Origin of the sequence: Rhodococcus sp. 3258 (genome assembly GCF_031456475.1) — a bacterium.
Classification (GTDB): Bacteria; Actinomycetota; Actinomycetes; order Mycobacteriales; family Mycobacteriaceae; genus Rhodococcoides; species Rhodococcoides fascians.
In genome coordinates, this window is sequence record NZ_JAVDUT010000001.1 from 434,567 (window position 1) to 448,898 (window position 14,332).

The 14,332-nt window shown below is 62.9% G+C and carries 14 protein-coding genes; 9 read left to right on the top strand and 5 right to left on the bottom strand.

Features of this window, described 5'->3' with window-relative positions; all coding sequences use genetic code 11:
• The gene (locus J2X62_RS01935; protein WP_310176840.1) at window positions 1–696 is read right to left on the bottom strand and encodes an SDR family NAD(P)-dependent oxidoreductase; all 696 of its coding nucleotides are present in this window, start codon (window positions 694–696) and stop codon (window positions 1–3) included.
• A gap of 101 nt (window positions 697–797) precedes the next feature.
• Here J2X62_RS01935 and J2X62_RS01940 point away from each other — a divergent pair, with 101 nt between their 5' ends.
• Complete coding sequence (locus J2X62_RS01940; RefSeq protein ID WP_310176843.1) at window positions 798–1,673, top strand: helix-turn-helix transcriptional regulator; 876 nt, start codon at window positions 798–800, stop codon at window positions 1,671–1,673.
• Window positions 1,674–1,719: 46 nt separating this feature from the next.
• Here the strand turns inward: J2X62_RS01940 and J2X62_RS01945 are convergent, their stop codons facing one another.
• Together J2X62_RS01945 and J2X62_RS01950 are read right to left on the bottom strand one after the other, a co-directional pair.
• Window positions 1,720–3,045, bottom strand: coding sequence for an alpha/beta hydrolase (locus tag J2X62_RS01945; protein ID WP_310176846.1), 1,326 nt, complete (start codon window positions 3,043–3,045; stop codon window positions 1,720–1,722).
• A gap of 60 nt (window positions 3,046–3,105) precedes the next feature.
• Window positions 3,106–3,594, bottom strand: coding sequence for a nucleoside deaminase (locus tag J2X62_RS01950; protein ID WP_283548597.1), 489 nt, complete (start codon window positions 3,592–3,594; stop codon window positions 3,106–3,108).
• Between the two features lie 167 nt (window positions 3,595–3,761).
• Between J2X62_RS01950 and J2X62_RS01955 the strand changes: the two genes are divergently transcribed.
• From J2X62_RS01955 to J2X62_RS01985, 7 genes are all read left to right on the top strand, one after another.
• On the top strand, window positions 3,762–4,361 hold the full coding sequence (locus J2X62_RS01955; RefSeq protein WP_032401208.1) for a sulfite oxidase-like oxidoreductase: 600 nt from the start codon (window positions 3,762–3,764) through the stop codon (window positions 4,359–4,361).
• 7 nt (window positions 4,362–4,368) lie between these two features.
• Window positions 4,369–5,115 carry a ferredoxin reductase gene (locus J2X62_RS01960; RefSeq protein WP_283548596.1) on the top strand — a complete coding sequence of 249 codons (747 nt, stop codon included), beginning with the start codon at window positions 4,369–4,371 and terminating at the stop codon, window positions 5,113–5,115.
• 234 nt (window positions 5,116–5,349) lie between these two features.
• A complete protein-coding gene (locus J2X62_RS01965; RefSeq protein WP_167325230.1) occupies window positions 5,350–6,654 on the top strand; it encodes an MFS transporter in 1,305 nt (434 codons plus the stop codon).
• A 231-nt stretch (window positions 6,655–6,885) separates the two neighbouring features.
• On the top strand, window positions 6,886–8,034 hold the full coding sequence (locus tag J2X62_RS01970; protein WP_228139171.1) for an amidohydrolase family protein: 1,149 nt from the start codon (window positions 6,886–6,888) through the stop codon (window positions 8,032–8,034).
• Window positions 8,031–8,894 (top strand): alpha/beta hydrolase, encoded by an 864-nt coding sequence (locus tag J2X62_RS01975; protein WP_283548595.1) that lies wholly within the window; start codon window positions 8,031–8,033, stop codon window positions 8,892–8,894. The genes J2X62_RS01970 and J2X62_RS01975 overlap by 4 nt, the downstream gene beginning before the upstream one ends.
• 60 nt (window positions 8,895–8,954) lie before the next feature.
• The gene (locus tag J2X62_RS01980) at window positions 8,955–10,193 is read left to right on the top strand and encodes a CdaR family transcriptional regulator (RefSeq protein ID WP_167325232.1); all 1,239 of its coding nucleotides are present in this window, start codon (window positions 8,955–8,957) and stop codon (window positions 10,191–10,193) included.
• 148 nt (window positions 10,194–10,341) lie between these two features.
• A complete protein-coding gene (locus J2X62_RS01985) occupies window positions 10,342–11,649 on the top strand; it encodes an FAD-binding oxidoreductase (protein ID WP_283548594.1) in 1,308 nt (435 codons plus the stop codon).
• Between the two features lie 6 nt (window positions 11,650–11,655).
• Here J2X62_RS01985 and J2X62_RS01990 read toward each other — a convergent pair whose 3' ends face one another.
• Window positions 11,656–12,276 carry a TetR/AcrR family transcriptional regulator gene (locus J2X62_RS01990; protein ID WP_310176864.1) on the bottom strand — a complete coding sequence of 207 codons (621 nt, stop codon included), beginning with the start codon at window positions 12,274–12,276 and terminating at the stop codon, window positions 11,656–11,658.
• A gap of 99 nt (window positions 12,277–12,375) precedes the next feature.
• Here J2X62_RS01990 and J2X62_RS01995 point away from each other — a divergent pair, with 99 nt between their 5' ends.
• The gene (locus J2X62_RS01995) at window positions 12,376–13,719 is read left to right on the top strand and encodes a S9 family peptidase (protein WP_222057563.1); all 1,344 of its coding nucleotides are present in this window, start codon (window positions 12,376–12,378) and stop codon (window positions 13,717–13,719) included.
• Window positions 13,720–13,760: 41 nt separating this feature from the next.
• Here J2X62_RS01995 and J2X62_RS02000 read toward each other — a convergent pair whose 3' ends face one another.
• Window positions 13,761–14,324: a TetR/AcrR family transcriptional regulator gene (locus J2X62_RS02000; protein WP_222057561.1), complete on the bottom strand. Its 564-nt coding sequence runs from the start codon at window positions 14,322–14,324 to the stop codon at window positions 13,761–13,763.
• Between the last annotated feature and the right edge of the window lie 8 nt (window positions 14,325–14,332).

Sequence of the window (14,332 nt, forward strand, 5' to 3'; positions counted from 1 at the left end):
TCACCAGCTGACGGTTCCGTGGCGGTCGATGAACCGCCCGGATCCGTGGCCGGGCCCTTCGGTGGCGAGCTGCACGATGGCGTCGGTCCCCTCGGTGACGGTCTGCGGCCCGCTGTTTCCGTTGAATTCGGTTGCGGTGTAGCCCGGATCGGCGGCATTGATGCGAATGTCGCTCAGGCCCTGAGCATACTGCGTCGTCAACATCGTGACAGCCGACTTCGACGCGGTGTAGGCCGGAGCAATCACGCTGGATTCGACGCGAGACGGATCGTGTGTCGCCGCGAACGAACCCATTCCACTGCTGACATTGACGATGACGGGATCGGTGGAGCGGCGCAGTAGCGGAAGGAATGCTGTTGTGGTGCGGACGATTCCGAGGACGTTGACATCGAGTACCGACTGCACATCCTCGGCGGTCAGTTCTTCGATGGCGCTGTGCGGTCCGGGAATGCCCGCGTTGTTGATCAGTACGTCGACAACCCCCTCCTGCCGTTCCACGTCCGCCGCTGCCGATGCGACGGATTCGGCATCGGTGACGTCGATCCGAACGAACCGAGCACCCAACGCTGCTGCGGCATTCCTACCCCGCTCGGCGTCACGTGCTCCGAGGATCACGGTGTGGCCCTGATCGATCAGTCGGCGCGCGGTTTCGTAACCGAGGCCCTTGTTTGCTCCGGTGATGAATGTGATGGTCATGGCCCCAGTGTTCAGGTCGACAGGCGCGTGTTCCAGGCACGCCTGGACGGTAGGACAATCGGTACCACCCTCACACCCGCTCGAAGAGTGACAATGGAGTCGTGACCTCGACAACGGACGGACTCGGCGCGACGATCAGATCGTGGCGTGATCGACTCTCACCCGATGCTGTCGGACTGACGACCGGACGCTCTCGACGGGCCACGGGGCTCCGACGCGAGGACCTCGCCGATCTCGCGGGCATTTCCGTGGACTACGTAGTGCGGCTCGAACAGGGACGAGCGACGACACCGTCGGTGCAGGTGGTGTCGTCCGTGGCGCGGGCTCTCCAGCTGACTCTTCCCGAGCGAGACCATCTCTACCGCTTGGCCGGCCACATTCCGCCGGCCGACGGGACTATTTCCGACCACATCCCGCCTGGGGTCAGGCGGGTTGTCGGCCGACTCGACGAGGGTGCGGTTGCCGTCTTCGCCGCCGATTGGCAACTGCTCTGGTGGAACCGGAGTTGGGCCGCGCTGGTCGGTGATCCGTCGTCCGTCTCACCCTCGAAGCGAAACTTCGCTCGTGACTGTTTCCCTGTCGGCACGGATGCACCCGGAATGTCCGCATGGCCGGTGACGCCGTCCGGCGGCGACGGGTCGGTCCGCGCAGCAGTCGTATCGGACCTTCGGCGGGCCACCGGGCGGTTTCCCCGAGACTCGAGACTGAGGGGTCTGATCGAAGAATTACGCACCGGCAGTCCAGAATTCGAGTCTCTGTGGTCGGTCGGTGCTGTCGGTTCACATCGCGAGGATCACAAAGTGGTCCACCATCCGACCGTCGGACCGATCACCGTCGACTGCGACGTACTCACCGACGGAGACGCGGAGCTGAAAATCGTCATCATGACAGCCGCCCCCGGTTCAGAAGACGAAATGAGGCTGCGGTTGGCCACCGTTTCCGGTTCGGTCGGCCGGGTGCGGTTGCCAGTGCAGTAGCGGCCAGTCGAGTGCGTCAGCGACTGCTCTGCTCTGCTCTGCTCTGCTATCCGACGATGCCGCGGAGGAACTCGATCCTGAGCCGGTTGTACTCCTCGGTCCACTGCGAGCCCGTGGTCATGAACGCATGTGGGAGGGCCACCTCGTTCTTGCTGTACAGATTCAAGCGATTGGCGACGCCCATTCTGTCCAGCTTCGCGCTCAGTTCGGCCGCCTGATCGGGGAAGGTGCCGGTGTTGCCGTCGGTGATGAAGCTCGGCGGGAAGTCGGAGGTGGCGTTCTTCGTGACGTTTGCGCGCGCAAGCCAATCGGAATCGGTGGTGTCGAGGTAGCTGCGTGCACCGATGTCGTACAGAAAGCCGTTCGACGGACTCGGAGACTGCGGTGAGCCGGCCCTCCCCACATCGAGGACTGCACTGTCGAACACCAAGGCCTTCAGAGCGCTTCGATCCATCGTGGGTTCGATGCCCAGCGCACGTGCGTAGTCGGGGTTGGTCCGAACATTGGCGTAGCTACCCACGATCTGACCACCCGCGCTGCTTCCGGCGAGCACGACGCGGCTCATGTCCAAGCCGTATCGGTCGGCGTTCGTTTCCAAGAACTGCAGAGCCTCACCCAGCTGGATCGTCTGTGTGGGAAAACGGTATTCCGGTGCGAAGGCATAATTCACCGACACCAGGTTGAAACCGGCGTCGAGTACGGGGCCCGCCCCCGACGCGAAGTACGGGTCGTCCGCGCCGAGTTCGGAATCACCGTCGGCCTTGTCCCCCGCTATCCATCCCCCGCCGTGCACCATGACGTACGTGGGACGGCTGACCGACGGATCGTTGTCGGCGATGTAGATGTCGAGAAACGAATTGGGAAGCGTCGAGCCGTATTCGATGTCACTGGTGCGACCTGCCCCGTTCACTACCGACGTCGCTGTCGGCGCGGCAGAAACGAAGGAATTGCTCTGCCCCAACGACTGCAGCGCTCGAACCAGCGGCGCCGGACTGGCGGCCGTAGTGATCGTCACTGCGGAAACCACCAACGCAATCGAGGCAGCGAGGCCGGCCGGTACGGCGAGAACCACCCGGCGAGTGCCATCCGAGGAGCCCGCCCACGCCGATCCGAGCAGAAAGAACCCGAGCGCAGTCCCCGCGGTTGCGCTCACGACCCACAGCGCGTGAAAGGGCGTCACCAACCAGGCGACCTGAGCGACCACGGTCACTGCACCGAGCGAAGTTCCTACGGCTACATGCTTTCTGGCATCGGACGCGACGAGACAGGTGGCCACGACGGCCACCACGATGACCCACAATCCCACCGCGAACTGCTGACGGATCAGAAGACACTGGAGCCACGCGAGTGCAACACCGATACCACCGGTCATCACGAGTGCCGTTGTGGACGTTCTCGTTCGGCGGCCTTCGAAAATTTCGCTCACCCTTAGCTACGCCGTGGACGTGTGACGTTGCCTGTGCAGGTCACGGACAGCGTCGATGAACTCGGCGACCGGCCCGTCGACCACTGCTCCCGGCACGACCTGCGTGATGGTGAGCGGCGTGATCGCGAGCGGCGCAGCACCGAATTCTTCCAGCCACGTGAGCAATTGGGCTGTCGAGGTGGCGTAGACGATACGTCCGAGCCCGACAATTCCGTGGCTCGCCGCGCACATCGCACAGTGCTCACCGGAGGTGTATACCGTCGACGATCGTCGCTCACTGGGGTTCAGATTGGTCGCAGCCCACCGTGACAGAGCGATCTCGGGGTGCTGGGTGGGATCGTGTCGATCGCCGACGCGATTGCGGTCCTCCGCAAGCACTTCACCGCTACCCGACACCAGCACCGAACCGAACGGATCGTTGCCCGTACGCACTGCGGCCGCCGCCAGATCCACAGCACGCGCCAGAAATGCACGGTCGTCGGCGGAAATACTCATGCCGCACCACATGGTGCGTCGACGATAGAAGTGTCCACACCTCGACCGTACCGGTACGAAGCACAGCGAACTCCGCATCGATCCCACGCGCTCCCGCCGAAACGCAGGTAGCCGACACCGTCACCCGACTTGTCAGACTCCCGACAACGAGCGCACAATTCTTCACCATGGCACTGATCTCGAAGGGCTTCGTGGGCCGACGACGCGGCGACGACGGGCGCACTCCCCCCGGTCAGTATCTGACCAAGGATTTTCCCGTCCTCGCGATCGGGCCTGCGCCCGTGGTCGCGACCGACACGTGGTCGTTCTCGGTCACCACCGAACGCGGCGACACCCGCAGTTGGACCTGGGACGAATTCGCGGCACTTCCACACGAGACTCCGACCGTCGACATCCACTGCGTCACCAAGTGGTCGAAGCTCGACACCACGTGGAAGGGCGTGAGTCTGGACGTTCTGCTGGACGGTCTCGACACCGATGCCGGGTACGTCGTGGTGCACGGCTTCGACGGTTACACCACCAATCTCCCCCTCGAGGATCTCAGGGACGGGAAGGCCTGGCTGGTCACCGAATTCGACGGCGCTCCCCTGGCTCGCGAACACGGTGGTCCGGCACGGCTTCTCGTTCCTCATCTGTACTTCTGGAAATCGGCGAAGTGGATCTCACGCATCGAGCTCACCCTGGAGAACGAACAAGGTTTCTGGGAGCGCGGTGGATACCACGACTACGGAGACCCGTGGCGCGAGCAGCGCTACCAGGGCGACTGACGTGGCCGTGACGGCTGGAGCAAAACCCTGGCTCGTTGCCACGGCTGCGGCCGTGCGGCGTGAGACACCCACCGCGTCCACCCTTGTTCTCGACGTCGACGGTTGGCCCGGCCATCTCGCCGGGCAGCACATGGACGTCAAGCTCACCGCCGAGGACGGCTACAGCGCACAGCGCAGCTACTCCTTGGCCTCGGCACCCGACGGCACGACGCGTATCGAGATCGCCGTACAGAACGTCGCGGACGGCGAGGTGTCGCCCTACTTGGTCGAGTCCGTCGAGGTCGGCGATCGCATCGAAATTCGAGGGCCGGTGGGCCGATGGTTCGTCTGGCGGCCGCCCCAACCGTCGGAGACCCCGTCTCCGCCGATTCTGTTGGTGGGTGGTGGTTCCGGCATCGTCCCGCTCCGCGCCATGGTTCGCGCACAGGCGTCCGCGACGGGCGGACGGGTGCCCTTCCGGGTGCTGTACTCCGTGCGCGAACCCGCGGAGGTCTATTTCGCGGACGAGTGGGCTCACCCGCCGGCGGGAGTGGACGTCACCATGATCCACACGCGGCGCGCTCCTGCCGGCAGCACACGGCCACTCGGTCGAATCACGTTGGAAGACATCGACGCTCACGGATGGCCGGCGGAGTTCGAGCCGCGCTGCTACATCTGCGGGCCCACGAGCTTCGTCGACACCGTTGCCGACATGTTGGTGGCGCGCGGTCACTCGGCAGCGAACATCCGAACAGAGCGTTTCGGACCGAGCTGACGCCGACTGTCGCCATCCCCGCGCAGATTCGTATGCGACACGTGCCGCGGTTTCACCCGGCTACCGTGAACAAATGACGATGTCGCAGCCCAGGTTGCCTGCCATAGGCTTTCCTCGTGTCGAACCGACCTCGTGAGTTCGACTGTGTAGCAACGGTTTTCTCACGTGCATTCCAGGATACTTCGGAGTTCCGCCGTCGTTGCACGATGTCCACCTACCACCGAAGGAACTGCGATGACCGGTGCAGCCGATGTTCCCGTCAAGACCCCGGCAGAAGGGTCGACAGCACTGTCGCTCACTCGTCGGAAAGCATTGATTGCCGGTGCAACAGGAAATATCGTCGAATGGTTCGATTTCACCATCTACGGATTCAGCGCTGTTGTTCTCGCGACAGTGTTCTTTCCGGCGGAATTCGGGAGTGGCGCACTGCTGGCCACCTTTGCCCTGTACGGAGTCGCCTTCTTGGCCAGACCAGCAGGTGGAGTCTTCTTCGGAAGACTCGGTGACCGATTCGGTCGACGGGGATCGCTCTCACTGGCCATCACTCTCATGGGGTGCTCGACGGCCGCAATAGGCCTGCTTCCCACGTACGCATCGATCGGTGCCGCTGCACCGCTGTTGTTGCTGGTCTGCAGATTGGTACAGGGATTTTCGGCGGGAGGCGAATACACCGGAGCAGCTACGTTTGTCGTCGAACATGCGCCGTACCACCGTCGCGGCCTGTACGCGGGGATAATCGCCGGCTCGTCGTTCGTCGGAAGCATCTTCGCAACGGTGACGGTCCTGTCGTTCAATTCGGTTGGTGCAGAGTATTTCCTGAATGGCGGGTGGCGTTGGCCGTTCGTCATCGGCGGAATTGTCGCACTTGCGGGCCTGTTTCTGAGGCTTGCTGTCGAGGAAACTCCGGCTTTCACGGAAATGAAGGAAAAAGAATCTCTCCCGATTCGTCCTATGGCTGATCTGCTCCGCCATCACCGGCAGTCCCTGATCACCGCGTTCGTCTACTTCGCCGCGCTGGGCGTTGCCACTCACATGCTGATCGGCTACATGCCGACGTTCCTGGTTCATGCGGCTCGAGTCTCGAGCACGACTGCTCTGTTACTGACGTCGAGCGCACTGGTGGTGGCAGTTCCCCTGTACGTCTACTTCGGAGCCACGGTGGACCGAGTCGGCCGGCGGCCACTCGTCCGGATCGGCATGGTGTCGTCGATCTTCGTCGCGATACCGAGCTACCTACTCATCGGAACGGGAAACATCGTTGCGATCGCACTTGCGTTGCTGGCCCTGGTCATCGTCCAAGCGTTGCTGGCTTCCGCCCTTCTCGCGGTTCTGGAAATGATGCCCACACATGCACGATTCACGGGTACGGCACTCCCGTACAACGTGGCCTATGCACTCTTCGCCGGTACGGCACCGTTGGTGTGCGAGGCACTGGTGAACGCGACGGGCAACACCCTGTCACCGGCCTTCTACGCAACGGCGATCGCCGTGATCGCTCTTCCCGTCCTGTGGCGCGGAATACCGGAATCGAAGACGTAGACACGACGTTTGTCGATTGCAGGTCGCCGAAGTCGCATCGCACGGTCACTGTCGGTTCCGGCGACTAGACACCATGATGTATTCGACGGCCCAACATTACGCGCCGATGTCGGCGTGCCTCGGAGACATCGGTCGAGACGAAGACCGGGAGGTTGTGTGACGGAGACGTGGTACGCAGGAGGAAGAGTCGCGGACGGTTCCGGTAGAGAACCATCCGCTGTGGATGTGTGCGTGACGGATGGCATCATCACCGCGGTCGGCAGCGCTCCGGCGGGTGCGACGACTGTCGACCTGGACGGCAGACTACTGACCCCTGGCCTGATCGATGCACACGTCCACCTCGGCCTGTCCAGCCCTATCCGCGCGCAGTTCGGGTTCGAACTGTCTGCCGCAGAGGTTGCTGCCGACATTTTCACAACGGCGGGGTTCGCGCTCGACGCCGGATTCACGACCGTTCGTGATACCGGCGGCATCGACGGCGGCGTCGTGGGCGTTCTCGCCAAGGGCAAGGTACGTGGTCCACATGTCTTGTCGTGCGGACCCGTCCAATGCCAGGTGGGCGGGCACGGGTACTACGGTGCCGAGTGGGAACCGACGGCCATGTGGACGGACCATCACATCCCCGGACTGTGCGCGTTGTCGTTGATGTCGGGCAATGCCGACGAACTTCGGAAGAACGTTCGAGAAACGTTCCGCCGAGGTGCCACCTTCCTCAAGTTGTGTGTGACCGGCGGGGTGGTCGGCGGCCACGACCGGCTCTCCGATACTCAGTTCACCGTCGAGGAAATCGCAGTGGCCGTTGAGGAAGCATCTGCCCGCGGTACCTACGTCACGGTCCACGCGCACGGCAAAGAAGGCATCCGCAACGCGATACAGGCCGGCGCGCGCTGCATCGAACACGGAACCGACATCGACGAGCAGACAGCAGCTTCGATGAAGGAACACGACGTCGCCGTGGTCCCCACGTTCTCCGTCCTCGATCTGCTGTCCAACGACGAAGTGACGGACGTGAATCCGGTGACTGCGTCGAGGGCGGCCGGAATCCGCGAGCGCATGGAAGCCGCCCTCGCGATCGCTCGCGCGAGCGGTTTGAGAATCGGTCTCGGTTCCGACCTCATCGGCCCCAACCAGCAACGGAGAGGCGAAGAATTGCGCGTGCGATCCGAGCTGGAATCACCGATGCAGGCCTTGGTGTCTGCGACGAGCGTCAACGCGGACATTCTGGGCGTGGGCGACACCGTCGGAATGGTGCGCGTCGGAATGCGAGCCGACCTCGCGGTGTGGCAGCGCGATCCCCTCGAAGATCCCAGCGTCTTTGCAAATCCGGAAATGGCCGTTCTCGTAGTCAAAAGCGGTTCGACAGTAAAGGACATTCGATGAGCACGATATTGCACGGTTGCCTTCCCGACACCGAGTACATCCAAGTAACGTCCCGGTCCGGGCTCGATTACGCGGTGTGGATCACCACACCTCCTGGATACGCCGAATCCACCGACACGGTGCCCCTGATCTATGTGTTAGATGGCAATTGGACAGTGGGTTTCACGGCACCGTTGATCGTCACGCAGAAGGATCCGTTTCTGAGTATCGCGCCTTACATCCAGATCACCGTCGGCTACGCCGGTCAGGAGGCGTCGGACTGGTCGCAGCTCCGCAACCGAGACCTCGTTCCGCCCGGAGAACCGATCGGCGACGACGTCGTAGCCGCGCTGGAGTCGGCTCGCGAAGCAGGCACGATGAGCCAGACGGACATCGATGCGTACATAGCGCAGATCTCGGACTGCAACGCAGATGCCTTCCTCGACTTCCTCGTTCAGGAGCTGCACCCTCTACTGCAATCGCGCCTGCGCGTCAGCGAGTACGGTCACGGCCTGTTCGGGTACTCGTACGGTGGCCTCTTCGCGCTCTACGCATGGCTTCGCGGCGGAACACCGTTCGCGACGGTCGGTGCGGGAACTCCAGGAATCAGCAGTGCCGAGAGCCAATTGTTCGAACTGATCCGCGCTCTTCCGGAGAGAGACGAGCGCGACCCTCGTCTCCACGTCACCCTGAACAAGGTGGAACTGTGGGGGGATGTCCCGGTCTACCGCGGTCTGGCTCGAAACGTCCTGCGCGCACTCGAGGAATTGCGAGCCGAAGGACGCGCCGACGTCGTGTCGACCTCGATGCTCGACGAGACGCACGTGACCGGTGTACAGGCGTCGTTCTTGAGCTACCTGAAGGAGTGCCATGTCCGGTAATCGTGTGCAGTGGCTGCTCTAACATTTGGTGGAGCCCATCGACGTCGTGAGGAGGGTGTCATGCCCATCGACGATCTGCAGACGTTCGTCGACGACCTGGCCGCGCAGCTTCACCGCTCTGTGGCCATCGACGACCCCTCGATTCGCCTACTCGCAGCAAGTCGACATTTCGGCGACGAAGACTCGCTGAGAATCACCTCCATCCTGAACCGAGCGGTACCGGAGGAAGTCTCCCGCCCCCTGCTCGCTTCCGGCATCGGTACGTGGATCGAACCCGGCCTCGCCCAACCCGATGTGCCCGGGAGCCAGAAAAGGCTCTGTGTTCCTGTGCGGTGCAAGAGTCTTCTGTTGGGCTTTCTCTGGCTCATCGACTCCGCCGAGAATCCTCTCACCGCGTCCGATATCCAGAAGGCAGAGAACACCGCTATGCGAGCGGGAATCGTTCTGTACGAACGCCTTCTGGTTCGCGAGCGATCGAACGAGCGTCGTGCGGCAATTCTGCGTGACCTCGTCGATTCGGCCGACGACGTCAGGAAGCAGGCAGTCGAGGACGCGCTCGCCGAGCAAGTGATAGCGGAGCACACTGGCCACTATCAGGTCGTCGCAGCACAGCGCGAGAGTGCGAACCCTGCCGAAACATCGGACGACGTAGCAATGGAAGTGGCGATTCAGGAGGGGCTACAGGCTCTCCCGAGCGGCACCGGCTCGATCGCTGTGGAGAAACCGCGAATATGGTTGCTGCTCGCGACGACGGAACCGTTGACACCGCATCAGCTGGAGTCCGTCACCACGCGTGCGACTTCTCGTTTCCGGCAGCTGAGCGGAAACAACACTCGGTTCGTACTCGGCACCAGTGACGTCGTGAACGAACCTGGGCTGATATTTCGCGCCTATCGACACGCTCTCACGGCGGTTCGCGCCGCGCTGCTGGTCCCCTCGCTCGGCGACATGGCACGATGGGGCAATCTTGGCCCCTACGACACTCTCCTACGAATGTCCAACGACGACATCGCCAGTGCTGCACGCAATTCTCCGGTGTCGGTACTCGAGGCAGCGGACCGGCAGCACGTGTTCGTGAGCACGTTGAACACGTTCTTCGACAACGCCTGCGATATTCGGCGAACAGCAGACCAGCTGTGCATTCATCGTGCGACCCTTTACCAACGACTCAAACGCATCGAGCAGATCACCGAGTGCAGTCTCGACAACGGCGATGATCGACTTACCTTGCATCTGGGATTGAAGTTGACGTCGCTGACTGCGGCCCGGGAAGCGTCGTCCGGGCGGGCGGTTCCGTGACCTCCGGCATGCGCTACACGAGATGCGCTGCGGGTGGCCGAAGTGTTCACAGATGTCGATAGCGTCGCCCGTCGGCTTCAGCAAAACTGTTGTTGTGCAACAAAACCACGTTCCGGACAACGACGCGACCGAATCATCTGGAGGAACGGTGCCCCGATCGACCGACGTGGTAGTCGTGGGAGCGGGGGTCATCGGCAACTCCATTGCCTACGAACTCTCTGCACGCGGATATCGAGTTCTGGTGGTCGACAAGGAAGGTGGGCCGGGATTCGGATCCACCAGCGCTTCCAGCGCGATCATTCGGTTCAACTATTCGACCTTCGACGGTATGGCTACGGCATGGGAGTCCGCTCAGTGTTGGAAGAACTGGCCGGAGCACCTGGGCAACTCAGCGTCGACCGACCTGGCCCGCTTCCACGAGTGCGGCATGGTGTTTCTCGATGTGGACCTGGCCCCGCGCGAGCGAACGGTCCGACTCTTCGACGAAATCGGCGTCGCATATGAACTCTGGAACTCGACGACTCTGAGCGATCGAGTCCCTGGAATCGATGTCGGCTCCTACTTTCCGCCGAAACCTGTTGACAGCGACGCTTTCTACGCAGATGCTGCTACCTCGCTCGGAGCGGTGTTCACGCCGCAGGCAGGCTTTGTCGACGACCCTCGACTCGCTGCGGCCAACCTGGGAGCTGCTGCGGCCTCTGCTGGGGCCCGATTTACCTTCCGGACACGGGTGGTTCGTATCGAGCAGCAGGTCTCCGAGAGGTGGATCGTGCACTTGGACAACGGAGATACCGTGGAAGCCCCGATAGTGGTCAATGCAGCCGGCCCCTGGTCGGGCGCACTCAACGCAATGGCGGGGGTAGGTAGCGATTTCACTGTGGACGTACGCCCCCTGCGGCAGGAGGTCCACCACGTCTCTGCACCGGAAGGCTACAACCAGGATGCACGTCTCGGACCCATGATCGCCGATCTGGACCTGGGCACGTACATGCGACCGGAGCGGGGCGGGGGCCTGTTGATCGGCGGTACCGAACCGGAATGCGACCCCCTGGAATGGATCGACGACCCCGACAGCGCCAACCCGAGTCGCACTGCCGCGCGCTTCCAGGCGCAGGTCACCAGAGCCGCTCGGCGTCTACCTCGATTGTCGGTCCCGTTCCAGCCCAAGGGAATTGCCGGCGTGTACGACGCCGCCTCGGATTGGACCCCGATCTACGACCGGACCGATCGGGCAGGCTTCTACGTTGCCATGGGCACCAGCGGGAATCAGTTCAAGAATGCACCCGTCGTCGGCCGAATGCTGACAACTCTGATCGAGAGGGTCGAGGCCGGACACGACCACGACGTCGACCCCGTCGTATACACGGGAACTCACACCGGGGTGAAGGTCGATCTCGGGTCCTTTTCTCGCCGAAGAGAATTCAACACCGAGTCGACCGGGACCGTCCTGGGTTAGCTGCGATCACTCGTGCGTCGCATCTGCCGGAGCACACTGGCAGCAACCTATTACGGCATTCACCAGGCTGTCGATGAACTCGCGGTCGCATGGTTGCCGGGTCAGCAGATGGCGGAAGTGAATCGGTGAAATCAGTAGCTCGATCGCGAGGCCGGCATCGACATCAGCTGGCACCTCGGAACGCTCGACCGCGCGATGGATGATCACCTGTACGGACCGCAACCGTTGCGACCAGAACGTAGTGCGTGCTTCTGCGGTGGCAGGCGAGTCGGTGATCGAGGCGAGCACTCGAATCAGGCCCTGCCCCAGTGCAGATGCGAGATATTCGTCGAGCGCAGTAGCGAATGCAATCAAGTCGTCCTTCAGCGCGCCCGTGTCGGGCACCCGAAGAATCCGCTCACTCCCGGTGAGCATGACGTCGAGAATCAGGTTTTCGCGTGTCCCCCACCGCCGGTAGATCGTGGTGTCACGCACTCCGGCCCGTCGACTGATATCAGGAATGCCGACCTTGTCGACACCGACCTCCACGACGGCAGCGAGCACAGCCTCGTGGACAGCTTCCGTCACCTGCGCGGCTCGACCGCCGGGTCGCCGCCGTATTCGAGGATCGGTAGGTGTGTGCTCCACACCCCAAGGCTAAAGCAGAAAGTCTTGCATTTACCGATCGAGCGCCTTACCGTGCGTCTAAAGCAGATTGATCTGCGTTAAGGGACGGGGAGCAGCACGATGGCGTCGATCTTCGAATGGGGACAGCGGGCACGAGTCAGCGCGAGAGCATTGACCCACACCACCGAAAGGGCCTCGCACAGAGGCGGTGTCGCGCCGTTTCTGCCTCGCCTGTTCGTGGACCGTTTCACCCACCTCGGCGGCATACCCGATGACGAGTTCCGCGGCCAGTTGGCTCGATGCCGCTCCTTCGAGGACGACAGGTGGGTTTCCTACTGGTCGACTTTCGCCACCGAGCACCTCGAACGCGCCGATGCGGCCTTGTCACGGTTGCATGCGCCCGTGAGTACTCGGCTGCTCGACACAGATCCTCCGACAGGCGCGGTACTGTCCGAATTGGGTGGCGCACTCGCCCCAGCGGCGTCGATCCTCGCCGACCGCGGAACGGTAGCCGATCCACACGCAACCGCACGCTTCATCGCCGAGCACCCCGACGCATCCGACGCGGCGGTCGCTGTCGACGGGTTGATCAAGGCGTTGGTGTACTACTTCGTCGCCGCATGGCCGGGCGGGACGCCGCGACGCCAGGACGCCTATCGCAGCTCGACTCGATTGTCGGAGTCGCTGTTACTCGCTCTCGCACCGGTTATGGGGTACGTCGTGGAGGTAGTCGACATCGCCCTGCCCGGTACCTCCGACCGGGTCCACGGAATTCTCGCGTTACCGCTGAATGCGAAACACGTTCCGACGGTCCTGGTTACGAACGGGCTGGAAGGGACAATTGCCGAAACACTGCTACCCCTACTGGCGCAACGGGATGCAGGGCTGGGCACGTTCGTCATGGAAATGCCCGGAACCTACTCGTACGACGACCCCATGACAGCTGCGTCCGAGAACGTGTACTCGGCAGTGATCGACTTCCTCGCAGCCGATGCGCGCATCGACGCGGACCGAATCGGCATGATGGGCTTCAGCTTCGGTGGGTATTGGGCCGCACGCATGGCCGCGTCGGATCCACGATTGAAAGTGGCGGTGTCCAACGGGCCGCTGACGCACCGCAGTTTCGGCGCGATCAACTCGATCGGGATGCCCGAGGTGATGATATCGACGCTCATCCGCACACTCGGCGCGACCGGAATCCTGGACTTGGCGCGCAAGACCTCGAAAATGTCCCTACGGCATCGCTACCGGGATATCGACATCCCACTGCTGGTGATCAATGGAGCCGCAGACACGTTGGCCAGCACCCGTGACTCGATCGAACTCGCCGTCGACGCACCGAACGCCCAATTGGTTCTGTACGCCGACGACGATCACTGCGCGATGGGAAACGCCGTACACTGGTCGGCCTTGTCGACCCGCTTTCTGCGAGAGCATCTGGTCGATGCGCCGAACGGGAAATGAGAAACGAACGCCCCTCCGAGGTCCGCCGATGCTCCGCGGTCCTATTGCGTCCAGGCCGCGGTGAGACCGCGTTCGACGACGCGACGCCAGCCGGGCGGTGCCGCCCCGTCGCGGCTCGACGTGCCTGCTATCCACAACATCGCCATGAGGTCGTCCGCCGTGAACGACGTCGAGAGCACGCCGGCGGCGTGTGCTTCGTCGACGAGTTTCGCACCCAGAGCCGTCGAGCGCTCGCAGGCGTCGATCAACGTGGTCGCGTTCGGGAACCGTCGGAGCATGGCGTCGTTCAACGCCGGGTCGCTCAGCTGAAGCTCGATCATGGTGTCGACGAATGTCTGCAACCTTGCCCGGGGCGATCCCTGAGCCAGTGTGTGCTCGGTGAGCGTCATGAGTTTCTCGCCCGCGACGGCGGGAACGACGGCGTCGATGAGTGCCTCGCGTGATCCGACGCGGTTGTAGAGCGTGCCGATACTCACGCCTGCTTCCCGAGCGATGTCCTCCAGCGGCGCTGCCAACCCATGCTCGGCGAACACTCGCAGGGCTGCGGAATGGAGCTTGTCCAGGTTCGCCTGAGCGTCTCGCCGAAGGCCTTTCTCCCCGACCATGCCAACTC

Coding starts and splice junctions, on each gene's coding strand:
- J2X62_RS01980 (WP_167325232.1), top strand. CDS start 8,955: ATGCCCATCGACGATCTGCAGACGTTCGTCGACGACCTGGCCGCGCAG.
- J2X62_RS01965 (WP_167325230.1), top strand. CDS start 5,350: ATGACCGGTGCAGCCGATGTTCCCGTCAAGACCCCGGCAGAAGGGTCG.
- J2X62_RS01975 (WP_283548595.1), top strand. CDS start 8,031: ATGAGCACGATATTGCACGGTTGCCTTCCCGACACCGAGTACATCCAA.
- J2X62_RS01935 (WP_310176840.1), bottom strand. CDS start 696: ATGACCATCACATTCATCACCGGAGCAAACAAGGGCCTCGGTTACGAA.
- J2X62_RS01945 (WP_310176846.1), bottom strand. CDS start 3,045: ATGACCGGTGGTATCGGTGTTGCACTCGCGTGGCTCCAGTGTCTTCTG.
- J2X62_RS01950 (WP_283548597.1), bottom strand. CDS start 3,594: ATGAGTATTTCCGCCGACGACCGTGCATTTCTGGCGCGTGCTGTGGAT.
- J2X62_RS02000 (WP_222057561.1), bottom strand. CDS start 14,324: ATGGTCGGGGAGAAAGGCCTTCGGCGAGACGCTCAGGCGAACCTGGAC.
- J2X62_RS01995 (WP_222057563.1), top strand. CDS start 12,376: ATGGCGTCGATCTTCGAATGGGGACAGCGGGCACGAGTCAGCGCGAGA.
- J2X62_RS01955 (WP_032401208.1), top strand. CDS start 3,762: ATGGCACTGATCTCGAAGGGCTTCGTGGGCCGACGACGCGGCGACGAC.